Origin of the sequence: Streptomyces sp. NPDC096324 (assembly GCF_044763015.1) — a bacterium.
In the GTDB taxonomy this organism is placed as follows: domain Bacteria; phylum Actinomycetota; class Actinomycetes; order Streptomycetales; family Streptomycetaceae; genus Streptomyces.
In genome coordinates this window covers 91,743-105,233 of sequence record NZ_JBIWFK010000006.1, presented here as the reverse complement: position 1 = coordinate 105,233, position 13,491 = coordinate 91,743, and the positions used below count along the sequence as shown (strand labels likewise).

The window sequence follows — 13,491 nt, the reverse complement described above, 5'->3', positions numbered from 1 at the left end:
ACCGCCCCCGGGCGCCCGGAGATCCGCGCTCCGACACCGTCCATGACGTGCCACGCACGTGCCGGAAGGCGGGCTTCCGCCCGGCTGCACGATCGGGCCCGCGGTGCAAGGCTTGAACCAAACCGGAGCCGCTGAAGCCCGGCTGTTTCGGCACACCTAGACCCGAAGGGTGATCCGATGACCAGCCGCAAGAACAAGGACGGCCGGCACACCTCCGGGGCCGGAGCGGCCGCTCCCGCCGCCCGATCCGGGTCCGCCGGGGTCGGACAGGACGTGGACGAGCTGGTCGCTCGCGGCCTGGAGGCACTGGACGAGTACGCCGACTACACCCAGGAACAGATCGACCACATAGTGAAGAAGGCCAGTCTGGCCGCGCTCGCCGAGCACACCCGGCTCGCGATGATGGCGGTCGAGGAGACCGGGCGCGGCGTCTTCGAGGACAAGGCCGTCAAGAACATCTTCGCCTGCGAGAACATCACCCACTCGATGAAGGGCGTGAAGACCGTCGGCGTGATCCGCCGCGACGACATCGACGGGATCGTGGAGATCGCCGAGCCCGTTGGGGTGATCGCGGGCGTCACCCCGGTCACCAACCCCACGTCCACCACCATCTTCAAGTCCCTGATGGCGCTGAAGACCCGCAACCCGATCATCTTCGGCTTCCACCCGGCCGCGCAGAACTGCTCCGCCGAGGCCGCCCGTATCGTCCGGGACGCGGCCGTGCGCGCCGGAGCCCCCGCCCACTGCGTGCAGTGGATCGAGCGGCCTTCCAAGGAGGCCACCAGCGCCCTGATGAACCATCCCGGGGTGGCGTCGATCCTGGCCACGGGCGGCAACGCGATGGTCCGGGCCGCCTACAGCTGCGGCAAGCCCGCGCTGGGCGTCGGGGCCGGCAACGTGCCCGCGTACATAGAGAAGAGCGCCCGGATACGACGTGCGGTCAACGACGTGGTGCTCTCCAAGACCTACGACTACGGCATGGTGTGCGCCTCCGAACAGGCCGTGATCCTCGACCGGGAGATCCGAGACGAGGCCCTCGGGGAGTTCCGCAAACTCAAGGCGTACACGGTCAACGACCAGGAGAAGTCGCTGCTGGAGGCGTACCTGTTCGGGGTCGGCGCCCAACAGCAGGGCGGACGCGACTGCGCGGGCGGCCAGTTGAACGCCGACATCGTGGGGCAGAGCGCGGTCGCCATCGCCGACGGCGCCGGCTTCGAGGTGCCCGAGGACACCTCCGTGCTCTTGGTCGAGGTCGCCGAGGTCGGTGTCGAGGAGCCGATGACCAGGGAGAAGCTCTGCCCGGTGCTGGCCGTGCTGACGGTGGACAGCCGGGCCGACGGGGTGCGGCTGGCCACGGAGATGGTGGAGTTCAACGGTCTGGGCCACTCGGCCGCCGTACACACCGAGGACCCGGCCTTCGCCGAGGAGTACGGGCACGCGGTCAAGGCCTGCCGGGTGATCTGGAACGCGCCCACCTCGCAGGGCGGAATCGGTGACGTCTACAACGCGTTCATGCCGTCCCTGACGCTGGGCTGCGGCTCGTACGGCAGCAACTCGGTCTCCGGGAACGTCACCGCGCTCAACCTGATCAACATCAAGCGGATCGGGCGGCGGAACAACAACATGCAGTGGTTCAAGATCCCCTCGAAGATCTACTTCGAGCGCGACTCCATCAAGTACCTCGCCGACATGCGTCGCGGCAGCCGGGTCGTCGTCGTCACCGACAAGACCATGGTGGAGATCGGTCACCTGGAGCGGATCCGCACCGTACTGCGACGCCGCGCTGAGCCCACCGAGGTCCGGGTCATCGACAACGTCGAGCCCAACCCGAGCATCGACACCGTGCGCGCGGGCGCCGAGATGATGCGCCACTTCGAGCCGGACACCATCATCGCCCTCGGCGGCGGTTCACCGATGGACGCGGCCAAGGTGATGTGGCTGATGTACGAACACCCGGAGGTCGAGTTCGGGGACCTGAAGGAGAAGTTCTTCGACATCCGCAAGCGCGCGTTCACGTTCCCCGACCTGGGGCAGAAGGCCGACCTGGTGTGCATCCCGACCACCTCGGGCACCGGCAGCGAGGTCACCCCGTTCGCCGTCATCACCGACACCGAGACCGGACAGAAGTACCCGCTGGCCGACTACGCGCTGACGCCGAGCGTCGCCATCTGCGACCCGGCGCTCACGCTCAACCTGCCCAGGGCCATCACCGCGGACTCCGGCTTCGACGCGCTCACGCACTGTCTGGAGACCTACGTCTCGGTGTACGCCAACGACTTCACCGACGGGCTGGCGCTCCAGGGCATCCGGCTGATCTTCGACAACCTCGAACAGGCCGTGGTGAACGGGCCGGACGACCCCGCGGCCCGGGAACGCATGCACAACGCGGGCACCATCGCCGGCATGGCCTTCGGCTCGGCGTTCCTCGGCGTGGTGCACGCCATGGCGCACACCCTGGGCGCGACCTTCCACGTCGCCCACGGCCGCACCAACGCGCTGCTGCTGCCGCACGTCGTCCGCTACAACGGGTCGGCGCCCACCAAGGTCACCAGTTGGCCGAAGTACCACGAGTACATCGCCCCCGAGCGCTACCAGGACGTCGCCCGGATGCTGAACCTGCCGGCCGACACCCCGGAGGAGGGTGTGGAGTCCCTGGCCCACGCGCTGGAGGAACTGCGCGAGAAGGTCGGCATCCCCCGGTCGTTCAAGGACGCAGGAGTCGACGAGGCGGCGTTCCTGGACGCCCTGCCCGAGCAGGCGATGAACGCGTACGAGGACCAGTGCGCGCCCGCCAATCCGAGGCTGCCGATGCTCGCCGACATGCAGGAACTGATGCGCCGCGCCTACTACGGCGACCCGGTGTGAGCCCCCGCGGACAGCGCGGGTACGACGAGACCCCGATCGACCGAGAAGGAGTCGTACACCGATGACCACGCAGCAGCAGCGGCCCGTCCGCAGCGCCTGGGACGGCTTCCGCGGAGGTCTGTGGCGGGACGAGATCAACGTACGGGACTTCATCCAGCAGAACTACACCCCGTACGAAGGTGACAAGTCCTTCCTGGCCGGTCCCACCGAGCGCACCACGGCCGTGTGGAAGCAGATCACCGATCTGTTCCCGGACGAGCGCGCCAAGGGCGTCCTGGACGTGTCGTACGACGTCCCGTCCACCATCACCGCCCACCAGCCGGGCTATATCGACCAGGACACGGAGCTGATCGTCGGCCTCCAGACGGACGCCCCCCTGAAGCGGGCGATCATGCCGTTCGGTGGCTGGCGCATGGTGGCCGGGGCACTGGAGACCTACGGCTATCCCGTCTCGCCGGAGCTGGAGAAGGTCTTCACCCAGTACCGCAAGACCCACAACGCCGGGGTCTTCGACGCGTACACCCCGCAGATCAGGGCGGCCCGGAAGGCGGGCATCGTCACCGGCCTGCCCGACGCCTACGGCCGGGGCCGCATCATCGGCGACTACCGGCGGGTCCCGCTGTACGGCGTCGACCGCTTGATCGAGGCCAAGCGGGAGGAGAAGGCCGGCCTGGACGCCATGCCCCGCGACGCCTCACGCATGGAGGAGGTGATCCGCGAACGCGAGGAGATCTCCGAGCAGATCCGCGCACTGGGCGAACTGAAGGAGATGGCCGCCTCCTACGGATCCGACATCTCGGTCCCGGCGAGCACCGGCCGCGAGGCCGTGCAGTGGCTGTACTTCGCCTACCTCGCGGCGGTGAAGGAGCAGAACGGCGCGGCGATGTCCCTCGGGCGCACCTCCACCTTCCTCGACGCCTACCTCCAGCGGGACATCGACGCCGGGATCCTCGACGAGAGCTCGGCGCAGGAGATCGTCGACGACTTCATCGTCAAACTGCGGATTGTGCGGTTCCTGCGCACCCCGGAGTACGACGAGCTGTTCTCCGGCGACCCGACCTGGGTCACGGAGTCCATCGGTGGCATCGGTTCGGACGGCCGCACCCTGGTCACCCGGACCTCCTTCCGCTATCTGCAGACCCTGTACAACCTGGGGCCCGCGCCCGAGCCGAACATGACGGTGTTCTGGTCCCCGGCGCTTCCGCAGGGCTTCAAGGAGTTCTGCGCGCAGGTCTCGATCGACACCTCCAGCCTCCAGTACGAGTCCGACGAACTGATGCGCCCGCGCTTCGGCGACGACACCGCCATCGCCTGCTGTGTCTCGGCGATGGAGGTCGGCAAACAGATGCAGTTCTTCGGCGCCCGGGTCAACCTCGCCAAGACACTGCTGTACGCGATCAACGGCGGCCGGGACGAGCTGTCCGGCGCCCAGGTCGGCCCGGCCACCGGGGCGGTCACCGGCGCGACGCTGGACTACGACGAGGTGCTGGGCAAGCTCGACCAGCAGATGGAGTGGCTGGCCGAGACCTATGTCCACGCCCTGAACGTCATCCACTACATGCACGACAAGTACGCCTACGAACGGCTGGAGATGGCACTCCACGACCGTGACATCCGGCGCACGATGGCGTGCGGCATCGCCGGGCTCTCGGTCGCCGCGGACTCCCTGTCGGCGATCAAGTACGCCGAGGTCGTTCCGGTGCGGGACGAGACGGGACTGGCCGTGGACTTCCGCATCGAGGGCGCCTACCCGGCGTACGGCAACAACGACGAGCGGCCCGACGCGATCGCGGTGTGGCTGGTCGAGGAGTTCATGCGCAAGGTGCGCAAGCACCCCACGTACCGGGGCGCCGAGCACACCCAGTCGGTGCTCACCATCACCTCGAACGTGGTGTACGGGAAGAAGACCGGCAACACGCCCGACGGCCGCCGAGCGGGCGAGCCGTTCTCACCGGGCGCCAATCCGATGAACGGCCGTGACACCCACGGTTACGTGGCCAGCGCGCTGTCGGTGGCCAAGCTGCCGTACGAGCAGGCGGAGGACGGGGTCTCGCTCACGAACACGATCACCCCGGACGCGCTGGGCCGCACCCCCGAGGACCGGATCCGCAACCTGGCGGGAGTGCTGGACGGCTTCGTCACCTCGCAGGGCTTCCACATGAACGTCAACGTGCTCAACCGGAACACGCTGATGGACGCGATGGAGCATCCGGAGAAGTACCCGCAGCTCACCGTCCGGGTCAGCGGTTACGCGGTCAACTTCGTACGGCTGACACGCGAGCAGCAGCTCGACGTGCTGGGCCGCACCTTCCACGGGTCGCTGTAGCCGTCGGCCTCCCGGGGAACGCGGACCGCGCGCCGCGCTCCCCGGAACCGCCACGACGAGAGGAGGCTTCGTCATGACCCTGATCCAGCCGGGACACGCTCTCCTGCCCATCGTCTCCACCGACCCCGACAGACCGGTCGAGCAGGCCGCCCCGCGGCGCGGCACCGGTCCGCTGACCGGGTCGGTGCACTCCTGGGACGTGTCCACCGGTGTCGACGGTCCCGGTACCCGTTTCGTCCTCTTCGTGGCCGGCTGCCCGCTGGCCTGCCTGTACTGCCAGAACCCCGACACCCTGCGGATGAGCAACGGCAAGCGCGCCACGACCGACGAGGTCGTCGCGGAGGCGGCCAAGTACGTGCCGTTCATCCGTGCCGCGGGCGGCGGCTTCACCGTCAGCGGTGGGGAGCCGATGCTCCAGCCGGACTTCGTCGGCGAGATCCTGGGCCGCTGCCACCACGACCTGGGTCTGCACACGGCCCTGGACACCTCCGGCTTCCTCGGCGCCCGCGCCACCGACGCCTTTCTGGACAGCGTCGACCTGGTGCTGCTGGACATCAAGTCCTGGGACCGCGAGCTGTATATGCGCCTCACCAGCCGTCAGTTGGAGCCGACGCTGGTATTCGCCCGTCGTCTGGCCGAACTCGGCAAGGAGGTCTGGGTCCGCTTCGTCCTGGTCCCGGGGCTGACCGACCCCCCGGAGAACGTGGCGGGAGTCGCCGCCTTCACGGCGTCCCTCGGCAACGTCACCCGTGTCGACGTCCTGCCTTTCCACAAGTTCGGCGCCGACAAGTGGGCGGGCCTCGGCATGAACTTCACCCTCGCGTCCACTCCCGTCCCGAGTGCTTCCCAGATCGCCGAAGCCCGCTCCGTCTTCGCCTCGTACGGCCTGTACGCGGTGTGACCGCACGGGCGGGTGTATCACCCTGGGCCCGGCCCGGGGTGGCCGGCGTGAGACCCGATGATCTGCAGACGCCCCGCTTTCTGCGGGGAAATGCAGGTGCAAGGCCTGCCCGGCGCTCCATGAACACAGCCCCCGGTCATTCGACCGGAGGCTGTGTTCTTTGTGGTCCGACCGTCGGCACTCAGTGTCCGGGGACCACGAGATGCGCCCGGTCCCGGGGGCGGGTCGTGGTCAGGTAGTGCTCCTCGGCCAGGCGCCAGCGGGCTTCCCAGTCGATCGGTCCGTGGTCGTCACCGCGGGCCCGCAGCCGGCGCATGGACTCCTCGGGCGGGGTGTCGACGTAGACGACCAGGTCGTAGTGGTCGACGATCTCGGGCCGGGCGGTGTAGACACCCTCGACGAGGACGATGCCGTCGCACGTGACGGCGCGCAGTTCGTCCGCCGCCAGGGACCCGGTCGGCCAGTCGTAGCGCCGGTAGTGCGCGTCGTGACCGGTGGCGAGCGGGGTGAGGACCTCGTCCCGCAGGCGCTGCCAGTCGAAGTAGCGGTCGTAACCCTCGGCGGGGGTCAGTGCGGCGCGCTCGTCCGCGTCCATCGGACGGTAGAAGTCGTCCCCGTGCACGACCACGGCGTCGCCGAGCCGGGCCACGGCCGACGCCAGGGTCGACTTGCCGGACCCGCCCATGCCGTCCACGGCGATCAGCGCCAGTCCTTGGTTGCCGCGGGCGCGAGCGGCGGCCACCACGCGCTCCGCGACAGCTTCGATCTTCGTCATGGGGTGATTGTGGCGGCGCCGGGAGCCGGGTTCAGGCCGAATCAGCACACTCGTACGTTCCGACGACTCACGGGTCCGGGCGGACGAGGCGGAACACACGACAGAGGGGCCGACAGGTGATGTCGGCCCCTCTGACTTCGAGTAGCGGGGACAGGATTTGAACCTGCGACCTCTGGGTTATGAGCCCAGCGAGCTACCGAGCTGCTCCACCCCGCGTCGGTGAACACAACTCTACGTCATCTTTTCCGGTCCCAGAACCATGATCGCCCGCGGGCGGTGCCGGGGTGCTCCGCGCGAGGTCACACGTCGGTGGGCAGACCGCTCACCTCGGCGATACCCCGCAGCTCCTCGTCCTGACGGTGCCGCTCGCCGATGAAGTCGGCGATCTCCTTGCACCGCTCGGGATCGTCCGCCGTGCCCGAGTCCGTCACGACCCGGACGACGCCGATCTCCTCGGTCTCCAGCTCGACGATCCGGTTGTCCAGACGTCCCGTGACGGCCACGGCGACCACGAGGGACGCCTCGTCACGGACCTCCTGCGGGACGCTGTCGGGTTCCGCGCCGTCGAGACACAGTTCGATCGCTCCCACCCTCTCCTCCCTGATCGCTTCGAGTACGGGCTCGACCATGCGCAGCAAGAGCGCGTAGTCCGCCGGATCCATGCGCAGGCGGAGCATTTCGAGGTACAGGTCGAGGGGCCGGTCATCCGGTGCCTGCTCTGATGCGTCCATGGAGCTTCGCCTTCCCCAATGTGGACGACATGATCGCGTCTCACACCAGCATGCTGTGAATCGGCGCGCACCGCCGGTCGAGACGGCCGTCCGGAACACGGCCGAGGGGGCTCGTGGCCTGTCTTCACAGGTCACGAGCCCCCTCGAACTCGTCGTTCGGAACTCGTCCGTCAGGACGCGTCCGGCGGGATTCGCCCGTCAGGGTTCATCCGTCGGGGTTCATCCGTCGGGAGTCGCCCGTACCGGGCCCGTCCGTGTCACCCGTAGGTGCGCCGGATCCGGTAGAGCACGAAGGCGCCGGCGAGCACGCAGATTCCTCCGATGATGCCCGGCCACAGATTCGCGCCGGTCTCGGCGAGCCCGCCGGTCCCGACCGCTTGCGGCTCGATCCCCGACGTGGCCGGGGGGTAGGACTCGGCCGCGGGCTGCGTCTGCGCGGGTGTCCCCACCTCGCCGGCCTGGTCGTCGCCCGCGGTCTCCCGCGGCGAGGACGTCACGTCGGACTTGGGCTCCACCGTGGCGGTGGGGGCGTCGTCCCCGGCCGGCTCGGTGCCCGGCGCTTGCTCGGTGGGCTCGACGGTCTGGCCGCCGCCGTTGTCACCGGCGTTTCCGCCCTTGCCGTCGTCCGTGGGCGCCGGCTCCTCGGAAGGGTTCTCGGAGGGGTTCGGGTCCGCTTCCGACGGGTTCGGGTCGGCGCTCTCCGGCGGGTTCGGGTCCGCCTCGGACGGGTTCGGGTCGGCGGTCTGCGACGGCTCGTCGGTGGCCGGCGGGTCCTCCTGCTGCCCACCCCCGTTGCCGTTGCCATTGCCATTTCCGTTGCCGTTGCCGCCCCCGTTGCCGGCGCCCGCACCGCACTTCTTGCCGCTGTTGATGCAGTCGACCACGTCGTTCATGAGGCCTTCGTCGAAGACGTTGATGAAGTCGCCGTGGTCCGTGACCGGCTTGTGGAGGTTCTCCGGGAAGGAGTCGAGCGCGAACAGCGGCGTCGTACGGCCGCCGTCCTGGAGGCTCGGCGCGTCGATGTCGTAGACGATGCGCTGCACGAGCTGCGGAATGGCCTTGAAGTTGTTCGGGCAGTTGCCCTGGGCGTCCGCGAAGGCCACGTGGGTACGGTGGTTGGCGCTGTCGATGTTCGCGCCGTCCCAGCAGCTCTGGAACTTGAAGGTCCGCACCACGTCGCTGCCCTGCGGGCACAGCGGGTACTTGTCCTTCAGCTGCCGGTCCTCGAAACCGGTGCAGCTCCAGGAGGCGTTGGCGTTCGCGGGCCCGTTGACGAACGCCTTGGCGTCGCCGGTGATGATGCGCAGCAGGCGGGGCATGGCCGTGACCTTGCTGCGCGGGTTGCCGACGAACGTCAGGGTGACCGCCTTGGGCGTGACGATCTGACCGGCGTTGCCTTCGGTACCGCCTCCCGGCGCTCCCGCGTCGCGCTCCTGCTTGCCGTTCTGGAGGCGCACCACGGGCCAGTAGTACGTGGACTTGTCGCCCTTGTCCTGGCAGGAGGTGTCGGCCTTGGCCAGGTCTTCGTCACTGGCGAACGCGGTGTTGGACTGGTTGCCGATGTAGTCGTGGAAGTGGTGGGCGCCGTTGGTGACACCGGGAGCCACGATCACGTTGTCCGAGTTGAACAGACCGTTGGCGTTCACACCGCAGCTCGACACGAACTCGCCCTGGGAGGCGTCGGCCTGGGGCTGCGGGTTCTGCACGTTGGGCTGGACGGACTTGATGTCGGCGTAGTCGGCGGCCACGGGTCCGTTGCCGGCCGGGGCGCCCTGCTGCTGGCCGCCCTGGTTCTGGCCGCCCTGATCCTGGGGCGCGCCGCTCGCGCTCTGTGACGCGCCGCCCTGGTCCTGCGGCGCGGCGCTCTGGCCGGTGTCCGCCCCGGTCCCGGGCTGGTTGCCGGAAGCGCGCAGCGTGCAGGCCGCGAAGCCGTCGAGCCCGCTCGGCGGGTCGCCCGCGGCGTCGATGGCGGCCACGATGCGGCCGATCGACTCGGACCGCTTCTCCTTCAGCGGATTCATGACGGCGTCGGCGCCGCTGTCGCCGTTCTGCTGCATCTGGTCGGCCTGGGCCTGGAGTTGCCGGTAGGCCTCGGCGATCTGCTGGTCCAGGTCCGCGAGTTCCTTGTCGACGCCCTCCTTCGCGGCGTCCGGGACCGTCTTCAACTGGTCGCCGACGTCAGGGCAGTCGATGGTGGCGGAGCCGGCGGACAGGACCTGCGCGTCCGTCGCGCCGGTCTCGGACGCCGATGCGTAGACGTTGACTCCTACGAGTCCGCCTCCGCCCAGTATCAGTGCGAAAGCTGCAGAGGTCGCGCGGCGTGCGCCCGTTGGGCGTCTGCGCTTGTTGCGTCCCAAGGTGGTGCTCCTACGCGTCGTGGTCGGCTCGACATGGAAATCCCCCGGCCCTATACGCGCGCGGGTCGCGTTGTGTTCAGCGGTCTCAGAAATTCACAGTGACCCCGTATGGAGCAACTGCCCCAGGGCGCTTCGGTGGACGCCTGGACGCCCCCTCTCCGCGGGCGGACCGGGCACGGCGGGCGCGGCCCGCACAACCCCTGCGGTTGCACCGGGCGCGGACCGGTGGCCTGATGGGAACACTGCACCATGGGTGTGCCCTGGGCCTGGCCGCGGTCATGCCCAGGGCCGGTGGGGCAGGGCAAGGTGCTCCGCCGCTTCCACCGTGAGCACGGCCAGGGCAGCGGCATGAGGCGGTGAACCAGTGACGGGAGCGGAGATCGACTTCCGCGGTGTCTTCCACGCCCTGCCCGGCATGGTCGCCCTGCTCACCCCCGACATGGTCTTCGTGGACGCCAACGACGACTACCTGAGCAATTCCGGGCGCTCCCGGGAGCAACTGGTCGGCCGGTATCTCTTCGACGTCTTCCCCGACCGGCCGGGCGACCCCGCCTCCACCGGGATGCGGAACCTGGCGGCGTCCCTGCGCCGGGTGGTGGAGTCGGGTGAACGCGACGCCATGGCCCTGCAACGCTACGACGTGCAGTCACTGGACCGGCCGGGTGTGTGGGAGGAGCGGTACTGGAGCCCGGTCAACGCCCCCGTGCTCCGCGAGGACGGCACCGTGGCCCTGGTGGTCCACCGGGTGGAGGAGGTCACCGAGTTCATCCGCGCCCGCGGCGGGCTCGACCAGGACGAGCGGAGCCCTGTGCTGGAGGCCGACCTGTTCACGCGGGCCCGCGAACTGCAGGAGCTCAACGAGCGGCTGCGGCGCGCCCACGCCCGGGAGCGGGAGGTGGCCGTCGCTCTCCAGGACGCGCTGCTTCCCTCACCCGACCAGTCCGGGCCGCACCGGGCGGCCGTGCGCTACCGGCCGGCCACGAGTTCGCTGAACGTGTGCGGGGACTGGTACGACCTCGTGGCGCTGAACGGCGGGCGGATGGCGGTCGCGGTGGGCGATGTCGTGGGCCACGGGCTGTCCGCCGCCTGCGTCATGGGTCAGTTGCGCAGTGCCCTCAGTGCCGCGTCCCGTGCCGCCGAAGGTCCCGCGCGCGCCCTGGAGGTGCTCGGGCTGTACGCGCGTTCCGTGGAGGGCGCCGAGTCCACCACGGCGGTGACGGCCTGGATCGACTGGGAGACCCACACCATCCGGTACAGCAGCGCCGGGCATCCTCCGCCGGCGCTCCTGCGCGGCGACGGGAGCGTGGAGTTCCTGGACGGGGCGACCGACCCGCCGCTGGGAGCCCGGCCGGAGCACGTGGACCGCCCGGAGGCCGCGGCGGACTTCAGCGCGGGCGACACCCTGGTCCTGTACACCGACGGTCTGATCGAACGCCGCCGCGAGGACATCGACGTGGGCCTCGGGCGCCTCGCCGCCGCGCTGACCCACCACCGCCGGGCCGAGCCCGAGGCCCTCGCCGACGCCCTGCTGACGGACCTGCTCCCGCCCGGCGGCATCACCGACGACACGGCGCTGGTGATCCTCCCGCTGTGAGCCCGCCCGGCGCGGAACGGCGCCGGTACCCTCCATCGCCCGACGCCCCCGGACGACCGGCGGCGACCGCCGCCGGACCATGCGTCACACGGTGGCGCCCGCCGTGGTCAGGCGGTGGGAGCGGACGACCGCGAGCACGCACGCGGCGAGGAGGGCCGCGGCCAGGGCGGCCAGGTCACGCAGCGGCCCCGTCGTCACGGGCCCTGTGGCCAGAGCACGGGGCGGCACGCGGCCCTCCGGGTCGTAGGCGACGGCGAGGACGTCCCCCGGCCGGGTGGTCCGCCCGCATCCCCGCAGGACGCGCACCACGACGGGTGCGCCGCCCCGGGCGACCACCGAGCAGAGGTGACGGGTGCGGCCCGCGCCCGCCTTCCCCTCGTCGTCGACGGACATGACGACCATGGGCGCCACCCGCTCCCCGTCCACCGGCACCACGTCCGCCGCGGCCGGCGGGGCCTGGAGGGCGAGACACACACCGAGGGCCGCGACGATCCCGACCAACGCCCGCCCCGCCCGAAGACGGACGAGGTGCAGGACGAGGATCCCGGCGCAGACGAGGCCCGCCTCACCGCTCGCCAGCACGGGTACGCCGGTCCGGTCGCCGGCGATTCCGGCGCCGACGATCGATCCCGCTCCGAGCGCCCCGGCGAGGAGCCCCTCCCCCACCAGCCGGCGCGGCGGCCATCCGACGAACTCGGCGGGACCCCACACCGTGCTCCGCAGGTAGGCCGTCAGGTCCGGCTCCTGGACGGGCGGAGGACGACGCCACCCACGCATAGCTGTACCACCCCCGGCAAGCGTTCCTCGTCTGTCGACGCCTCGTATCCTGCCGCCCTGGTACGGACCACGGCCCTGCCTCCGTCCGGCACAGATGACGTGGACAATGTTTCCGGGAGTCGGCAGCGAAGCCCGGTCGGCGCCCTCGGCCCTCGGCCCGGCCCCGGGTTCTCAGCTCTCGGCGGCTGCGGTCTGCCGAGGTGATGCCGTCAGGGACCGCGTCAGCAGGACGCGTCCGCCGAGGCCGGCCAGCAGGAGCCCGGCCACCATGGCGACGAGGCAGAGAGCCGGGCCCGAGGACCAGTTGACGGCGGAGGCGCGGCAGGCCAGTAGGACGGTCACGGCGACGGCGGTACCGGGCAGGGCGATCAGGGCGGGTCCGGTACGGCCGAGGTCGTCCTCGGCGAGCGCTCCGAGGACGCCGACGCCGAGGGCCAGCGCCCACACCCCGAGCCCCTGCGCGTCGGCGCGGCCGACGCTCCACGGCACGAAGTCGGCCCAGAAGCCGGGCCGTACGAGCAGGCCCGTCCCGATCCCGAGCCAGGCCGAACCGAGCACGGCCAGCGCCGGTTTCGACCAGCCGGGCAGCGGCGCACCGCGCGGGCCGAGGGGCCGGCCGGGAGTGAGGTACTGCCAGGCCAGGGTGATCAGGGCGAACACGCACAGCGTGCCGAGCACGAAGAGCCAGCCGAGGCTGAACAGCACCGGGACGATGGAGCCGCCCCGGGCGATGTACAACCGCCCCGCGTTGAGCAGGCTCACCGTGAACAGCCCGACCAGCACCACGGCCAGCGGGTGGACGAGCGAGCGGGCCTCGTGCCAGGCGCGGACCCGGTTCAGCGCGAACAGGCCGGGCGCCGTGCCGAGCATGGCCGCGCCGATCAGCCCCGGCGTCAGCGACTCCTCGGAGCGCCACGCGCCGAAGACGTGACCGGTGAGGGCCACGGCCGCGAGCAGGCCGCCGACGAGGACGCCGACCACGGCGACCGCGGTGGCCAGCATCGCCACTCCCGCGGTCAGCGGCCGCCCGTCCGCGGCGAGGGGCATGGGGTGGCCCGGGACGTCGTCGTCGGTCCAGGGCGGGTCGGATGCGTTCGGCATGAGGGTTCCGTTTCCGGACGAAGGGCGCGAGGAAGTGGACGGACGCGGTGAACGAGCCGACCGG

The 13,491-nt window shown here is 70.5% G+C and carries 9 protein-coding genes and 1 tRNA gene; 4 read left to right on the top strand and 6 right to left on the bottom strand.

All coding sequences use genetic code 11. The features are described 5' to 3' along the window. Positions 1–177: 177 nt before the first annotated feature. The 3 genes from adhE to pflA all read left to right on the top strand — a co-directional run bounded on the left by adhE (position 178) and on the right by pflA (position 6,092). Entirely contained in the window at positions 178–2,865 is a 2,688-nt protein-coding gene (gene adhE / locus ACIQ7M_RS17565; RefSeq protein WP_403644809.1) for a bifunctional acetaldehyde-CoA/alcohol dehydrogenase, read from the top strand. 61 nt (positions 2,866–2,926) lie between these two features. Then, positions 2,927–5,191, top strand: a complete 2,265-nt coding sequence (gene pflB, locus ACIQ7M_RS17560; RefSeq protein ID WP_403644806.1) for a formate C-acetyltransferase — start codon at positions 2,927–2,929, stop codon at positions 5,189–5,191. A gap of 73 nt (positions 5,192–5,264) precedes the next feature. Further along, positions 5,265–6,092 (top strand): pyruvate formate-lyase-activating protein, encoded by an 828-nt coding sequence (pflA, locus tag ACIQ7M_RS17555; RefSeq protein ID WP_403644804.1) that lies wholly within the window; start codon positions 5,265–5,267, stop codon positions 6,090–6,092. A 181-nt stretch (positions 6,093–6,273) separates the two neighbouring features. Here the strand turns inward: pflA and ACIQ7M_RS17550 are convergent, their stop codons facing one another. The 4 genes from ACIQ7M_RS17550 to ACIQ7M_RS17535 all read right to left on the bottom strand — a co-directional run bounded on the left by ACIQ7M_RS17550 (position 6,274) and on the right by ACIQ7M_RS17535 (position 9,955). Next, positions 6,274–6,867, bottom strand: coding sequence for a uridine kinase (locus ACIQ7M_RS17550; RefSeq protein WP_386983028.1), 594 nt, complete (start codon positions 6,865–6,867; stop codon positions 6,274–6,276). Between the two features lie 142 nt (positions 6,868–7,009). After that, positions 7,010–7,083: transfer RNA gene (locus ACIQ7M_RS17545), tRNA-Met, on the bottom strand. A gap of 83 nt (positions 7,084–7,166) precedes the next feature. Then, positions 7,167–7,598, bottom strand: a complete 432-nt coding sequence (locus tag ACIQ7M_RS17540; RefSeq protein ID WP_355764276.1) for a hypothetical protein — start codon at positions 7,596–7,598, stop codon at positions 7,167–7,169. 257 nt (positions 7,599–7,855) lie between these two features. Further along, positions 7,856–9,955 carry a DUF1996 domain-containing protein gene (locus ACIQ7M_RS17535; RefSeq protein WP_403644802.1) on the bottom strand — a complete coding sequence of 700 codons (2,100 nt, stop codon included), beginning with the start codon at positions 9,953–9,955 and terminating at the stop codon, positions 7,856–7,858. 364 nt (positions 9,956–10,319) lie between these two features. Between ACIQ7M_RS17535 and ACIQ7M_RS17530 the strand changes: the two genes are divergently transcribed. Beyond that, positions 10,320–11,549 carry a PP2C family protein-serine/threonine phosphatase gene (locus tag ACIQ7M_RS17530; RefSeq protein WP_403644800.1) on the top strand — a complete coding sequence of 410 codons (1,230 nt, stop codon included), beginning with the start codon at positions 10,320–10,322 and terminating at the stop codon, positions 11,547–11,549. 84 nt (positions 11,550–11,633) lie between these two features. Here the strand turns inward: ACIQ7M_RS17530 and ACIQ7M_RS17525 are convergent, their stop codons facing one another. Continuing rightward, positions 11,634–12,326, bottom strand: coding sequence for a hypothetical protein (locus tag ACIQ7M_RS17525; RefSeq protein WP_403644797.1), 693 nt, complete (start codon positions 12,324–12,326; stop codon positions 11,634–11,636). A 171-nt stretch (positions 12,327–12,497) separates the two neighbouring features. Then, positions 12,498–13,427 (bottom strand): hypothetical protein, encoded by a 930-nt coding sequence (locus tag ACIQ7M_RS17520; protein WP_403644794.1) that lies wholly within the window; start codon positions 13,425–13,427, stop codon positions 12,498–12,500. Positions 13,428–13,491: the final 64 nt, after the last annotated feature.

What these genes read in the sequence shown, in the direction of transcription:
- adhE (WP_403644809.1), top strand. Translation starts at nt 178, where the DNA reads ATGACCAGCCGCAAGAACAAGGACGGCCGGCACACCTCCGGGGCCGGA.
- pflB (WP_403644806.1), top strand. Translation starts at nt 2,927, where the DNA reads ATGACCACGCAGCAGCAGCGGCCCGTCCGCAGCGCCTGGGACGGCTTC.
- pflA (WP_403644804.1), top strand. Translation starts at nt 5,265, where the DNA reads ATGACCCTGATCCAGCCGGGACACGCTCTCCTGCCCATCGTCTCCACC.
- ACIQ7M_RS17550 (WP_386983028.1), bottom strand. Translation starts at nt 6,867, where the DNA reads ATGACGAAGATCGAAGCTGTCGCGGAGCGCGTGGTGGCCGCCGCTCGC.
- ACIQ7M_RS17540 (WP_355764276.1), bottom strand. Translation starts at nt 7,598, where the DNA reads ATGGACGCATCAGAGCAGGCACCGGATGACCGGCCCCTCGACCTGTAC.
- ACIQ7M_RS17525 (WP_403644797.1), bottom strand. Translation starts at nt 12,326, where the DNA reads ATGCGTGGGTGGCGTCGTCCTCCGCCCGTCCAGGAGCCGGACCTGACG.
- ACIQ7M_RS17520 (WP_403644794.1), bottom strand. Translation starts at nt 13,427, where the DNA reads ATGCCGAACGCATCCGACCCGCCCTGGACCGACGACGACGTCCCGGGC.